General features: G+C 61.1%; 11 protein-coding genes. 2 read left to right on the top strand and 9 right to left on the bottom strand.

Annotated features, from left to right (window positions below; translation table 11 throughout):
• Nucleotides 1-130: 130 nt before the first annotated feature.
• Nucleotides 131-1,453, top strand: coding sequence for an OprD family outer membrane porin (locus HX868_RS07620; RefSeq protein WP_177002442.1), 1,323 nt, complete (start codon nt 131-133; stop codon nt 1,451-1,453).
• An 86-nt stretch (nt 1,454-1,539) separates the two neighbouring features.
• The gene (locus tag HX868_RS07615; RefSeq protein ID WP_177002441.1) at nt 1,540-3,039 is read left to right on the top strand and encodes a sensor domain-containing diguanylate cyclase; all 1,500 of its coding nucleotides are present in this window, start codon (nt 1,540-1,542) and stop codon (nt 3,037-3,039) included.
• 175 nt (nt 3,040-3,214) lie between these two features.
• On the opposite strand, the gene lpxC is transcribed toward HX868_RS07615, so the two are convergent.
• The 9 genes from lpxC to murD all read right to left on the bottom strand — a co-directional run bounded on the left by lpxC (nt 3,215) and on the right by murD (nt 13,678).
• A complete protein-coding gene (gene lpxC / locus HX868_RS07610; protein WP_003171886.1) occupies nt 3,215-4,126 on the bottom strand; it encodes a UDP-3-O-acyl-N-acetylglucosamine deacetylase in 912 nt (303 codons plus the stop codon).
• Nucleotides 4,127-4,238: 112 nt separating this feature from the next.
• The gene (ftsZ, locus tag HX868_RS07605) at nt 4,239-5,444 is read right to left on the bottom strand and encodes a cell division protein FtsZ (RefSeq protein WP_016974964.1); all 1,206 of its coding nucleotides are present in this window, start codon (nt 5,442-5,444) and stop codon (nt 4,239-4,241) included.
• Nucleotides 5,445-5,508: 64 nt separating this feature from the next.
• Complete coding sequence (gene ftsA, locus HX868_RS07600; protein WP_010213031.1) at nt 5,509-6,771, bottom strand: cell division protein FtsA; 1,263 nt, start codon at nt 6,769-6,771, stop codon at nt 5,509-5,511.
• A gap of 15 nt (nt 6,772-6,786) precedes the next feature.
• Nucleotides 6,787-7,656 carry a cell division protein FtsQ/DivIB gene (locus HX868_RS07595; RefSeq protein WP_177002440.1) on the bottom strand — a complete coding sequence of 290 codons (870 nt, stop codon included), beginning with the start codon at nt 7,654-7,656 and terminating at the stop codon, nt 6,787-6,789.
• A gap of 4 nt (nt 7,657-7,660) precedes the next feature.
• On the bottom strand, nt 7,661-8,617 hold the full coding sequence (locus HX868_RS07590) for a D-alanine--D-alanine ligase (RefSeq protein ID WP_177002439.1): 957 nt from the start codon (nt 8,615-8,617) through the stop codon (nt 7,661-7,663).
• Complete coding sequence (gene murC / locus HX868_RS07585) at nt 8,614-10,059, bottom strand: UDP-N-acetylmuramate--L-alanine ligase (RefSeq protein WP_177002438.1); 1,446 nt, start codon at nt 10,057-10,059, stop codon at nt 8,614-8,616. Before murC ends, HX868_RS07590 begins: the two co-directional genes overlap by 4 nt.
• On the bottom strand, nt 10,052-11,122 hold the full coding sequence (gene murG, locus HX868_RS07580) for an undecaprenyldiphospho-muramoylpentapeptide beta-N-acetylglucosaminyltransferase (protein ID WP_177002437.1): 1,071 nt from the start codon (nt 11,120-11,122) through the stop codon (nt 10,052-10,054). Before murG ends, murC begins: the two co-directional genes overlap by 8 nt.
• Nucleotides 11,112-12,335: a putative lipid II flippase FtsW gene (gene ftsW, locus HX868_RS07575; protein ID WP_016974959.1), complete on the bottom strand. Its 1,224-nt coding sequence runs from the start codon at nt 12,333-12,335 to the stop codon at nt 11,112-11,114. Before ftsW ends, murG begins: the two co-directional genes overlap by 11 nt.
• Nucleotides 12,332-13,678, bottom strand: coding sequence for a UDP-N-acetylmuramoyl-L-alanine--D-glutamate ligase (gene murD, locus HX868_RS07570; protein WP_177002436.1), 1,347 nt, complete (start codon nt 13,676-13,678; stop codon nt 12,332-12,334). The genes ftsW and murD overlap by 4 nt, the downstream gene beginning before the upstream one ends.
• Nucleotides 13,679-13,682 lie beyond the last annotated feature (4 nt).

Genomic DNA, 13,682 nt, shown 5'->3' with positions numbered 1-13,682 from the left:
TTTTTTCCAGGGCTCTACACTGGGAATCTGTCTTAAAGCCGCTGACTTCAGCGGCTTTTTTTTGCCGTAAAAAAGGCCAGGCACACCCAACGACATTGGCCGTTTTCGATTGACCAAAGGAGCTCCACCGGTGAAGAACTCGCTGACGTTCACCCCGTTATTCCTCGCGATTGCAGCAACGATTGCCCCCCTTGCCCACGCGGCAGACACCACCCCCGCCGACGGCTTCGTCGAAGGCGCCCACCTCACCATCAACACCCGCAACTACTACATGAACCGCGACCGTCGCGACATTCACACCGATGACAGCAAGGAATGGGGCCAGGGTTTCCTCGGCACCTTCGAATCCGGCTACACCCAAGGCACCGTCGGCTTCGGCCTGGACGCCCACGCCATGCTCGGCCTCAAACTGGATGGCGGTGGCGGCACCGATGGGTCCAGCATCCTTCCGTACGGCAGTGGCAACGGCAAGGCGCCCGGTTCGTTCTCGACGGCCGGCGGCACCCTGAAAATGCGCGCATTCGATACCGAGTTGAAGGCCGGTGACCTGTTCCTCAGCAACCCGGTGATCGCCGGTGGCATGACCCGCATGCTGCCGCAGACCTTTCGTGGCGCCAGCCTGACCAATCACAGCTTCGACGGCTGGATGTTCGAAGGCGGCCAGGCCAGCTTTACCAAACTCTACAACCAGAGTGGCCACCGCCGCATCGGCACCAGCTACGGCGCTCTGCCGAACAATACCGACAGCCAGCACATGAACTGGGCCGGTGTGTCGTTCAGCGGCATCGAAGGGCTGACCAGCAACCTCTATGCCTCCGAACTCAAGGATGTGTGGAACCAGTACTACTACGACCTGGACTACACCTACGCGCTGAATGACCTGGTCAGCCTCAACCCGGGCCTGCACTACTACCACACCCAGGACACCGGCCAATCCCTGCTCGGGGATATCGACAACAATACCTACAGCCTGCATTTCACCGTCGGTGTGGGAAACCATAGCGTCACTGCCACCTACCAACGGGTCAACGGCAACACGCCGTTCGACTATATCGCCCAGGGCGACAGCATCTACCTGGACAACTCCCAGCAGTACTCCGACTTCAACGGCCCCAACGAACGGTCCTGGAAGCTCAAGTACGCCTACGACTTCGCCGGCCTCGGCATGCCCGGCCTGACCTCGGCCGTGTCTTACATCAGCGGCAAGACCGATCTGACCAAGGTCGATCCGCAAAGCCGTGGCTACAGCGCCTGGTACAGCGCCGATGGCAAAGACGCCAAACACTGGGAACGGGACATCGACCTGAAGTACGTGGTCCAGGGTGGCAAGGCCAAGGATTTGGCGGTGCGTCTGCAATGGGCGACCAATCGCGGCGGCAACGGCTATTCAGCGGTGGATCGGGATGTGGATGAGTACCGAGTAATCGTCGATTACCCGATCAACGTGTTCTGACGGACACATCTTTCTTTTTAACCAAGTATTTAATTTTCATCGGGTAGAACTAAACTGCCAGCATCCTCACCGCTGAAGTCTGCCCGATGAGTCAAGCCAGTTCTCGCACCCCGCCGGCCCGCCCGGAGCTGTTTCTGATGCTGGGCAGTGGTTTCACTGTCGTCCTGATCGTGGTGATCGTTGCGGCGCTGCTGATCCGCGAGCACGCCAGCACCCTGCAGGCTGCCAAGCGCGCCACCAGCAACATCACTCAACTGATCAATGCCGACGTGCTGCGCAACGTAGAACTCTACGATTTGGCCCTGCAAGGGCTGATCGCCGCCACCACGCGCAAGGACTTGAACCAGGTGTCACCGGACATCCGGCACCTTGTGCAGTTTGATCAATCCACAGCAGCCCCCTTCAAAGGTGAGGTGCTGTTACTGAACGCCAACGGCGCGGTGATTGCAGACTCTTCGACGCTGTGGCCGACGCCGCGCAATTTCGCCAATCGCGATTATTTCCAAGCCCACCAAACCACATCCCAGGCGGGGTTGTTCATCAGCCGGCCATTCAAGATCCACTGCGCCTGCGACCAGGTGTGGCGCATTGCATTCAGCCGCCGGGTGTCCGGCCCCAATGGCGAGTTTGCTGGGGTAGCCGTGGCGACCATGCGCTTGGCGTATTTCGATCAGTTGTTCAATCGCCTGGCCATCGGTAATGGCAGCTCCGTCAATCTGCTGAATACCCATGGCATTCTCCTGGCCCAGCAGCCCTTGCTGGAGCGCGACATGATCGACAAAGATCTGAGTGATCGCCCCAACTTCAAACGCATGCTGCGCGAGGGCCAAGGCAGTTTCCGGGCGATTTCTGCCATTTCTGGCCAGGAACGGCTGTATACGTTCAGCAACGTCGGAGAGCTGCCGCTAATAGTGGTAGTGGCGTTATCCGCCGATGATGTGTTCGCCCCCTGGCAACGCGCCGCGCTACTGGTCAGTAGCGCCACCGGCGTCCTCTGTATTGGGCTGTTATGGCTGACCTGGATGCTGCGCCGGGAACTGCGCCGCCGCTATCGCACTGAGCGAGTGCTGTCAGAACTGGCAGCTACCGACGCGCTCACCGGCCTGGCCAACCGCCGTATCCTCGACGAGCGCCTGCGTCTGGAATGGGATCGCGCGCAACGCTCGACCGAACCGCTGACCGTGTTGATGATTGATGTGGACCACTTCAAGGCGTTCAACGACCGTCATGGCCATCACGGCGGCGATGCAGCATTACGCACCGTCGCCCAGGTAATCGGCACCAACATCCGCCGCCCGGCCGACCTGGCCGCACGTTATGGCGGCGAAGAGTTTGCAGTAGTGCTGCCGGTGACCGACGCCCAGGGCGCCTGGGTGATTGCCGAGCATATCCGCAGCGGTATCGAGCACTTGCCGAGGGTGGGAGGGGATGAGCAGCCGATTACGGTGAGTATTGGCATGAGCACGTGGGACAAGCGCAGTCGACAGTCGTTGGAGGCGTTGTTGCTGAGTGCGGATCAGGCGCTGTATGAAGCCAAGCACAGCGGCCGAAACTGTATTATCGATGCTCAAAGCCTCCCTCTGTAGGAGCGAGCTTGCTCGCGAAAAACATCAACGATGACGCGAGCATCAGGAAATTCGCGGCGCGCTTGGGTTTTTCGCGAGCAAGCTCGCTCCTACAGAGGACTAGTGTCGTATCAGCGCATATAAAAAAAGGCCACCCGAAGGCGGCCTTTCAAAACTAAAGAAAGAGAGTTGTTACTTACACCGCCGCAACGGGACGCATGTAAGAGATCGGTGCGGTGCTGGCATCTTCGAAGGTCACGACTTCCCAAGCGTCTGTCTGCTCAATCAACTTGCGCAGCAGCTGGTTGTTAAGGGCGTGGCCCGACTTGAAGCCTTTGAACTCGCCTATCAGGCTATTGCCCAGCAGGTAGAGGTCACCGATTGCATCGAGGATCTTGTGCTTCACGAATTCGTCTTCATAGCGAAGGCCGTCTTCGTTCAGTACACCATCCGCGTCGACCACAATGGCGTTTTCAACGCTGCCGCCGAGTGCGAGGTTGTGCTTGCGCAGGTACTCGATGTCACTCATGAAACCAAAGGTACGGGCGCGGCTGACTTCTTTTACGAACGAAGTGCTGGAAAAATCCACGCTTGCACTTTGGGTGCGGTCACGGAATACCGGGTGATCGAAATCGATCTCAAAGCTCACTTTAAAGCCTTCGAACGGGACGAAGGTGGCGCGCTTGTCGCCGTCTTCTACTGTCACTTCCCGCAGAATGCGAATGAACTTCTTGGCTGCGTCCTGTTCTTCCAGGCCGGCAGATTGAATCAAGAATACGAAGGGTCCAGCGCTGCCATCCATGATCGGGACTTCGGACGCGGAGAGCTCGACGTAGGCGTTATCGATGCCCAGGCCAGCCATGGCCGAGAGCAAGTGCTCCACCGTGTCCACTTTGACGTCACCGTTGACCAATGTGGTCGACATCGTGGTTTCGCCAACGTTTTCCGCGCGAGCAGGAATCTGCACCACAGGGTCCAGGTCGGCACGAACAAACACGATGCCGGTGTCGACAGGTGCAGGTTTGAGGGTCAGGTATACCTTCTCCCCGGAGTGCAGACCTACACCTGTGGCACGGATAATATTCTTCAGGGTGCGTTGTTTAATCATGGCTTGGACCGCTTGAGCGCAAATTGCGAACTGGTATCAACAAAGGCTGGCGATAATAGCAGACCAGACCTTTGCTGAACACCAATCACCTTCATAGCCCTGATACATTCCATCAATCGGCCTGACGACGCAGGAATGCCGGGATGTCCAGGTAGTCCAGATCATCTTGCGGATTCGGGCTACGGGACGCCGCAGCACCGGCCTGAGCCTGGTTGCGCATCACGGTCGGACGGTCCAGATCACGGTAGTTCACCGACGGCAGTTCCTGGCGCGAAGGCGCTGGAGCGGCAGCCGCTTGGCTGGCGTGGCTGGCTTGGGCGTTGTGCAGGGTGTTGTCGATGACCTTCACAGGCTTCTCGATTTTTGCACCCAGACCGGTCGCAACCACGGTCACATGCAGCTCATCGCGCATGTCCGGATCGATTACGGTACCGACTTTGACCATAGCGTGCTCGGAAGCGAAGGCTTCGATGATGCTACCCACGTCGGAGTACTCACCCAGGGACAGGTCAGGACCGGCGGTGATGTTCACCAGGATGCCGCGTGCACCTTGCAGGTTCACATCTTCCAGCAACGGGTTGCGGATGGCCGCTTCAGTGGCTTCACGCGCACGGTTCGGACCGCTGGCGCAGCCAGTGCCCATCATCGCCATGCCCATTTCGCTCATCACGGTACGGACGTCGGCAAAGTCGACGTTGATCATGCCTGGGCGCTTGATGATGTCGGAGATACCGCGAACGGCACCGGCCAGTACATCGTCAGCCTTGGCGAAAGCGGACAGCAGGCTTGCGTCCTTACCCAGGATGGTCAGCAGCTTCTCGTTGGGGATGGTGATCAACGAGTCGACGCTTTCAGACAGCAGACGGATGCCTTCGTCGGCGATCTGCATACGCTTGCGACCTTCGAACGGGAACGGACGGGTCACGACAGCGACCGTCAGAATGCCCATTTCCTTGGCCACTTCGGCAATGATCGGCGCAGCACCGGTACCGGTACCGCCGCCCATGCCGGTGGTGATAAACACCATGTTGGTGCCTTGCAGCACTTCAGCAATACGCTCGCGGTCTTCCAGGGCGGCTTGACGGCCGACTTCCGGATTGGCGCCAGCGCCGAGGCCCTTGGTCACGGCTGTGCCCAATTGCAGGATGGTCCGTGCGCCGATGCTTTTCAGCGCCTGGGCATCAGTGTTGGCGCAGATGAATTCAACGCCTTCAATGTTGCTCTTGACCATATGGTTGACAGCGTTGCCGCCGCCACCGCCGACACCGATCACTTTGATAACCGGGCTTGCGGGGATGTTGTCTACGAGTTCGAACATGTTCCCTCTCCTTTCATTTCTCTAGTTTTTTCGCCTACTGCTTACTACGGTGTCGCGGTAAATCTTAAAAATTGCCTTTGACCCATGCCTGCAGACGCTCGAACAACGGCGCTTTGGCCTCGTCGTCGCTGCGATAGCTGTCACGGTTGCTCGGGCCCGACAGGGAAATGCCGTCGGTCTGCTTTTGCAGCCCGTACAACAGCAAGCCCACACCGGTGGAATAAATCGGGTTGCGCACCACGTCGCCCAGGCCTTTGACGCCATGGGGCACGCCCAGGCGGACGGGCATGTGGAAGATTTCCTCGGCCAACTCGACCGCGCCTTCCATCTTCGAGGTGCCACCGGTCAGCACGATGCCGGCCGGGATCAGATCTTCGTAGCCGCTGCGACGCAGTTCCGCCTGGATCAGGGTGAACAGTTCGTCGTAGCGCGGCTCGACCACTTCGGCCAGGGCCTGGCGCGACAGTTCGCGCGGTGGACGATCGCCCACGCTCGGCACCTTGATGGTCTCGCCGGCACCGGCCAGCTTGGCCAGGGCGCAGGCGTAGCGAATCTTGATTTCTTCGGCGTACTGGGTCGGTGTACGCAGCGCCATGGCGATGTCGTTGGTCACCTGGTCGCCGGCAATCGGGATCACGGCGGTGTGACGGATCGCACCCTCGGTGAAGATCGCGATGTCGGTGGTGCCGCCGCCGATGTCCACCAGGCACACGCCCAGTTCTTTTTCGTCGTCGGTCAGTACCGAGTAGGCCGAGGCCAACTGCTCAAGAATGATGTCGTCGATTTCCAGGCCGCAGCGGCGCACGCATTTTTCAATGTTCTGTGCGGCGTTGACGGCGCAGGTCACTACGTGGACCTTGGCTTCCAGACGTACGCCGGACATGCCCAGCGGCTCACGAACGCCTTCCTGATTGTCGATCACGTAGTCCTGCGGCAGCGTGTGCAACACGCGCTGGTCAGCCGGGATCGCCACGGCCTGGGCAGCGTCGAGGACGCGCTCAAGGTCGGCGGAGCTGACTTCGCGGTCGCGGATCGCCACGATGCCGTGGGAGTTCAGGCTGCGGATATGGTTGCCCGCCACGCCGACGAACGCCGAGTGGATCCGGCAACCGGCCATCAGCTGCGCTTCTTCGATGGCGCGCTGGATCGATTGCACGGTGGACTCGATGTTCACCACCACGCCCTTCTTCAGGCCCCGGGACGGATGCGTGCCAATACCGACGATTTCGATAACGCCGTCTTCCCCGACCTCGCCCACCAGCGCCACCACCTTGGAGGTGCCGATATCGAGACCGACGATCATTTTGCCGCTTTGCACGTTTGCCATGGGTCCTGCCTCTTCTTAATTCTTCGCGACAGCGGGTTGCGCTGCCGTGGGCGCAGCCGGTTCACGCCAGCCGACGGCAAGGCCGTTGGCGTAACGCAGGTCGACGCTCGCAATGTTCGTAATCTGTTCTTTCAAGGTCTTGTCATAGATGGCAATGAAGCGGCGCATCTTTTCCACCAAGCGGTCGCGTCCCAGCAACAACTGGATGCCCGGGCCGGAACTGCCTGCCCCGGTCGTCAAAAACCAGCTGCCCCGCTCACGCAGTTCCAGGCGTGCGATGGAGAAGCCCATGGGACGCAGCATCTGACTCAAGGCCTGGTACTGCTGCATCACTTGTTGCTGCGCCCGCTGCGGCCCGAACAGCTGCGGCAGGTGCTCATAGTTGGCCAGCTCACGCGGGGTGAACGCCTGGCCCTGGTTGTTCAACAGCGCTTCGTCGCCCCAACGGGCCACGGGCAGTTGTTCTTCCAGACGGATCGTCACCTGGTCTGGCCATACGCGGCGGACCTCGGCGTGGGCGATCCACGGCATCTGTTCCAGCTCTGCGCGCATACCGGCCAGGTCGATGGTAAAGAAGCTCGCCGCCAGGTACGGGCCGATGCGCTGCTGTACCGCTTGCTGGCTGATGTAGCTCAAGTCGCCCTGCACACTGATCTTGGTGATCGGCCGGTCGGCATACGGCAACAGGCGCTGCGCGCCTTCGTAGGTTCCGAAACCCAGCACCACCAGCAACACCGGCCAGAACAGCGCCTTGAGGAAACCAAAATTGGCTTTCGGCAGGCGCGCCGACATCGGCTCTTTAGCCACCATTCGGCTGGCACCCCGTGGCACCGGCTTGCGGCTCGGTACTTGTGGGGGCTGATGACGAAGCGATGCGCCTTTCATGTCCTTAGCCTCTTGGCTCAATGCTGTCGGCCAGGATCGCCAGCACCAACTGCTGGAAGTCCAAACCGGCCGCACGGGCTGCCATGGGGACCAGGCTGTGGTCGGTCATGCCCGGTGCGGTGTTGACTTCCAGGAACCAGAAATTCCCTTGGTCATCCTGCATCACGTCTGCCCGCGCCCAACCGGCGATACCCAGCGCCTCACAGGCTTTCGCCGTGAGGTCCATCAATTCCTGTTCTTTGCTTGCGTCAAGGCCGCACGGGATCCGGTACTGGGTATCGGAAGCCAGGTACTTGGCGTCGTAGTCGTAAAAGGTGTGGGGCGTGCCCAATGCGATAGGCGGCAAAACCTGACCACGCAGGGTGGCGATGGTGTACTCGGGACCGGAAATCCACTGTTCCACCAACACTTGCGAATCGTAGGTACTTGCCGCTTTCCATGCGTCGATCAATTCGGCGGCCGAGTTCACTTTAGCCATGCCGATACTGGAGCCTTCATGGGCAGGTTTGACGATCAAAGGCAGGCCCAGTTCCTTGGCTGCAGAAATACAATCGTCTTCGCTGCACAGAACGCTGTGACGCGGGGTTGGAATGCCCAGGCTGTGCCACACCTGCTTGGTGCGCAACTTGTCCATCGCCAGCGCGGAAGCAAGGATGCCGCTGCCGGTGTAAGGGATGCCAGCGCACTCCAGCAGGCCTTGCATGCTGCCGTCTTCACCGCCACGGCCGTGCAGGATGATGAAGGCGCGGTCGATCTTCTCGGCCAGCAGGCGAGCGAGGAAGTCATCGCCCACGTCGATGCCGAAGGCATTCACACCGGCGCTTTGCAGGGCTTCGAGTACGGCGTTGCCGGACTTGAGCGACACTTCACGTTCAGCGCTTTTACCGCCGAACAGCACCGCTACGCGACCGAAGTCGGCCGGTGCGATTGTCGAGAACAGGGAGCCGTAGTCGTTGATCATTTCGACTTCCCCTTCGCAGCAGCGAACAGCGGGCTCGCCAGCAACTTAGGCGCAAGACCACCAATGTCACCGGCGCCCTGGCACAGCAAAATGTCACCGGCCCGCAGCAGCGGCTTGACGATCGGCGCCAGGTCCACACCGCGCTCGATGTAGATCGGGTCCAACTGGCCACGCTGACGAATGCTGTTGCACAGCTTGCGGCTATCAGCGCCCGGGATCGGTTCTTCACCGGCCGGGTACACCTCCATCAGCAACAGCACGTTGGCATCGGCCAATACATTGACGAAATCGTCGTACAGATCGCGGGTACGGCTATAGCGGTGCGGCTGGTAGACCATCACCAGGCGACGCTCCGGCCAGCCACCGCGCACGGCTTTGATTACCGCAGCGACTTCGGTCGGGTGATGACCGTAGTCGTCCACCAGCATCACGTCACCGCCTTCTACCGGCAACTGGCCGTAGACCTGGAAGCGACGGCCTACGCCGGCAAAGCGCGACAAGCCTTCGACGATGGCTTCATCGCTGACGCCTTCGTCGGTGGCGATGCAAATGGTCGCCAAGGAATTGAGCACGTTGTGGTTGCCCGGCATGTTCACCGAGACATCCAGCGGCTCGCGCTCCGGACGCAGCACGGTGAAGAAGGTTTGCATGCCTTCCTGGCGCACATTGATGGCGCGCACGTCGGCGTCTTCGCTGAAGCCGTAGGTCACGGTCGGACGTTTGACCAGTGGCAGGATTTCACGCACCACCGGATCGTCCAGGCACACCACGGCCAGGCCGTAGAACGGCAGGTTGTGCAGGAACTCGACGAAGGTTTTCTTCAGTTTGTTGAAGTCACCGTCGTAGGTCGCCATGTGGTCTTCGTCGATGTTGGTGACGACAGCGACCAGCGGTTGCAGGTGCAGGAAGCTTGCGTCGCTTTCATCGGCTTCGGCGATCAGGTAACGGCTGGTGCCCAATTGTGCGTTGGTGCCCGCTGCATTCAGGCGGCCACCGATGACGAACGTCGGGTCCAGGCCACCGGCCGCGAACACCGAGGCGATCAGGCTGGTGGTGGTGGTTTTGCCGTGGGTACCGGCAACGGCGATGCCGTGGCGGTAGCGCATCAGCTCGGCCAGCATCTCGGCGCGTGGCACCACGGGAATGCGGCGCTCAAGGGCAGTGGCCACTTCCGGGTTGGAGGTGTTCACGGCGCTGGATACCACCAGTACGTCGGCCTCGGCGGCGTTCTCGGCACGGTGGCCGATAAAGATCTGTGCACCGAAGGTTTTCAGGCGATCGGTGACCGGCGACTCTTTCAAGTCAGAGCCTGACACCTGGTAGCCCAGGTTCAGCAACACTTCGGCAATCCCGCACATGCCCACGCCGCCGATACCGACGAAATGGATGCGACGGATGCGGCGCATTTCCGGTTGCGGCATGGCTTTCTGATTCTCAACCATGGGCCACCTCCAGGCAGATATCGACCACGGTGCGGGTTGCGTCAGGTTTGGCCAGGCGGCTTGCGGTGCTCGCCATGTTATTGAGTCGTTCCGGTTGCATCAAAACCTCAGTCAGGCGTGCGGCCAAATCGGCGGCGCCAGTCGTTCTTTGCGGCAGCAGGAAGGCAGCGCCCTCCCCGGCCAAATATTCGGCGTTGCGGGTCTGGTGATCGTCGATCGCGTGGGGCAAAGGCACCAGCAAGGACGGCAGACCGGCGGCGGCCAGTTCACTGACGGTCAGCGCACCGGAGCGGCAGACCACCAGGTCGGCCCAGCCATAGGCGTGGGCCATGTCTTTGATGAAGGGCTGTACGTTCGCCTCAACACCGGCTTCGCGATAACGCGTGGCGGTGACTTCACCGTGATCTTTGCCAGCCTGATGGAAGACTTCCGGGCGCAATTCCACAGGGAGTTGCGCCAGGGCTTCCGGCAGCAGTTTGTTCAATGGCTCGGAGCCCAGGCTGCCGCCCATGACCAGCAGGTGCGGCTTGCGCCCTTGCAGTGCTTCACGGGCGATGTCCATAAACAGTTCGGTGCGCACCGGGTTGCCGGTGGTGCGCAGCTTGTCCGAGGCGCCAAAAGTTTTCGGGAACGCTTCACACACCCGAGCCGCCAATGGCACCAGCAGGCGGTTGGCGGTACCGGCGACGGCGTTCTGCTCGTGCACGATCACCGGCACACCCGCGAGCTTGGCGGCGACGCCACCAGGACCGGTCACATAGCCACCAAAACCGAGCGCACACACCGGCTTCAGTTCACGAATGACTTTGCGCGCCTGCCACACCGCCTTGAGCAACACGAACGGCGCCTTGAGCAGGGACAACTTGCCCTTGCCACGCAAGCCGGTGACGTTGATCAGGTGCAGCGGCAAACCGGCATTCGGCACCAGTTCGTTTTCGATGCCACGCGGCGTACCCAACCAGTGCACGGTGTAGCCACGGTTCTGGAATTCGCGTGCGCAAGCCAAGGCCGGGAATACGTGGCCCCCGGTGCCGCCTGCCATGATCAGCACGTTAGCGCCCATGGGTCGGCTCCTCGGCGAAGTCGCTTTCGCTGAATTCCATCTCTTCGCTGCCCAGGTGAGTTCGACTCTCCCACTCGATGCGCAGCAACAAGCCCAGGCACGCGCAGCAAATCACCAACGAACTGCCGCCATAACTGAGGAACGGTAAAGTCAGGCCCTTGGTCGGCAGCAGGCCGACGTTTACACCGATATTGATCAGGAACTGGCCGATCCACAGGAACGACAAGCCGTACGCCACATAAGCAGCGAAATACTGTTTGGCCTTCTCGGCCCACAGGCCGATGTACATGCCGCGCACACACACGAACACGAACAGTGCGACGGTGCATAGTGAACCGACCACGCCGAGCTCTTCGGCGAGCACCGAGAACACGAAGTCGGTGTGCGCTTCCGGCAGGTAGAACTGCTTCTGCACGCTGTTGCCCAGGCCCACGCCGAGCCACTCGCCGCGACCGAAGGCGATCAGCGCCTGGGTCAACTGGTAGCCGGAACCGAACTGGTCGGACCACGGGTCGGTAAAGGTGATCAGACGTGCCATCCGGTAGGGTTGCGCCTGTACCAGGATGGTCACGGCCGCCACGGCCAGCACCACCATCAAGGTGAAGCGGAACAGGCCGACGCCACCTAGGAACAGCATCGCCGCCGCTGCGCCCATCATCACGACGGTGGCACCGAAGTCGGGCTCCATCAGCAACAGGCCGGCCATCGGCAGCAGCACGATGAAGGGCTTGAAGAAGCCCATCCAGCTTTCGCGCACTTCTTTCTGGCGACGCACCAGGTAACCGGCCAGGTAGATCACCACGAACACCTTGGCGATTTCCGACGGCTGTACGTTGAACGCACCGAAGCCGATCCAGCGCATCGAACCGTTCACCTCGCGGCCAATGCCGGGCAGGATCACCATGATCAGCAGGCCGAACGCACCGATCAGCATCAGCCAACCCAGGCGCTGCCAGGTGGCGATCGGGATCATCATGGTGACGATGCACGCGCCAAGGCCGATCACCAGGTACACCAGGTGACGGATCATCATGTACAGGGTGTTGCCCGACTGCACGGCCGCCACTTCGGACGAAGCCGAGGTGATCATCACCAGGCCCAGGCCCAACAGCGCCAGGCAACCGGCGAGCATCGGGAAATCGAGGTCGATACCGCGCCCTGTAATGATCGGCGACGGGTACGGCTTGATGATGTTCCGGAAATTGATACTCATGCCAAGGCCTCCACGGCGGCGGCGAACAGTTGGCCGCGCTCTTCGTAGTTCTTGAACATGTCGAAACTGGCGCACGCCGGCGACAGCAGCACCGCATCGCCCGGCTGGGCCAGGGCTTTGCATTGCGCGATGGCGTCGTCCAGGGAGGTGGCGCGCACTTGCGGCACGGCATCGCCAAGGGCGGAGGCGATCAAATCGGAGTCGCGGCCCATCAGCACCACGGCGCGGCAATGCTCGGCAACCGGGCCTTTGAGGTCCTTGAAGTCGGCACCCTTGCCGTCGCCACCGGCGATCAGCACCAGCTTGCCTTCGATATCGGCGCCAAGGCCTTCGATAGCCGCCAGGGCCGCACCGACGTTGGTGGCCTTGGAATCGTTGTAATAGCTGACCCCGTCGAGATCGCGCACCCATTGGCAGCGATGCTCCAGGCCGCCGAACGTGCGCAAGGCCGACAGCATGGCGTCGAACGGCAGGCCAACGGCATGCCCCAGTGCCAATGCCGCCAGGGCGTTGGACTGGTTATGGGCGCCACGGATTTTCAGCTCGCGCACCGGCATCAGGTTCTGGAATTCGAAGGCCAGGTATTTCTCGCCGTTCTCTTCGCGAATGCCGAAGGCTTTGAAGTCGGGTCTGCTCAGGCCGAAGGTCCAGCATGGCAGGCCCTCGCCCATCAGCGGACGGCTCAGCGCATCCTGACGGTTAACCACCACTTGCTTGGCACCCCGGAAGATCCGGTGCTTGGCTAAGTGATAAGCCGGCAGGCCGCTGTAGCGGTCCATGTGGTCTTCACTCACGTTCAACACGGTGGCCACTTCAGCACCGAGGTCGTGGGTGGTTTCCAACTGGAAGCTCGACAGCTCCATCACGTACAACTCGACGTCGTCGTTGAGCAGGTCCAGCGCCGGGGTGCCGAGGTTACCGCCCACCGCCACGCGCTTGCCGGCCGCAGCCGCCATCTCGCCGACCAGGGTGGTCACGGTGCTTTTCGCGTTGGAACCGCTGATGGCCACGATCGGCGCCTGCGCGTTACGCGCGAACAGGTCGATGTCGCCGGACAGCTTCACGCCACGGGCAGCGGCGGCTTGCAGGGCCGGGGTTGCGATGGCCAGGCCGGGGCTCACGTAGAGCTCGTCGGCACGGCACAGAAACTCGACATCCAACTCGCCACAACGCACTTCCACGTGCGGGTAGTCACGGCGCAGCGTGACCAGCTCCGGTGGATTTTCCCGCGTATCGGCCACGGCAAACGGCTTGCCCCGGTTCGCCAGGAAGCGAACCAGGGACATGCCGCTCTTGCCGAGGCCGACAACGATGCGGAAGTGGTCTGAAGCGATCAGGGACACTCGT

This window comes from Pseudomonas reactans (assembly GCF_013385825.1).
GTDB classification, from domain to species: Bacteria; Pseudomonadota; Gammaproteobacteria; order Pseudomonadales; family Pseudomonadaceae; genus Aquipseudomonas; species Aquipseudomonas reactans.
This window is presented reverse-complemented; position numbering and strand designations above follow the sequence as displayed.

Bases quoted from the DNA above. Each gene is read 5' to 3' on its own strand.
- HX868_RS07615 (WP_177002441.1), top strand. From the start codon at position 1,540: ATGAGTCAAGCCAGTTCTCGCACCCCGCCGGCCCGCCCGGAGCTGTTT.
- lpxC (WP_003171886.1), bottom strand. From the start codon at position 4,126: ATGATTAAACAACGCACCCTGAAGAATATTATCCGTGCCACAGGTGTA.
- ftsZ (WP_016974964.1), bottom strand. From the start codon at position 5,444: ATGTTCGAACTCGTAGACAACATCCCCGCAAGCCCGGTTATCAAAGTG.
- ftsA (WP_010213031.1), bottom strand. From the start codon at position 6,771: ATGGCAAACGTGCAAAGCGGCAAAATGATCGTCGGTCTCGATATCGGC.
- HX868_RS07595 (WP_177002440.1), bottom strand. From the start codon at position 7,656: ATGAAAGGCGCATCGCTTCGTCATCAGCCCCCACAAGTACCGAGCCGC.
- HX868_RS07590 (WP_177002439.1), bottom strand. From the start codon at position 8,617: ATGATCAACGACTACGGCTCCCTGTTCTCGACAATCGCACCGGCCGAC.
- murC (WP_177002438.1), bottom strand. From the start codon at position 10,059: ATGGTTGAGAATCAGAAAGCCATGCCGCAACCGGAAATGCGCCGCATC.
- murG (WP_177002437.1), bottom strand. From the start codon at position 11,122: ATGGGCGCTAACGTGCTGATCATGGCAGGCGGCACCGGGGGCCACGTA.
- ftsW (WP_016974959.1), bottom strand. From the start codon at position 12,335: ATGAGTATCAATTTCCGGAACATCATCAAGCCGTACCCGTCGCCGATC.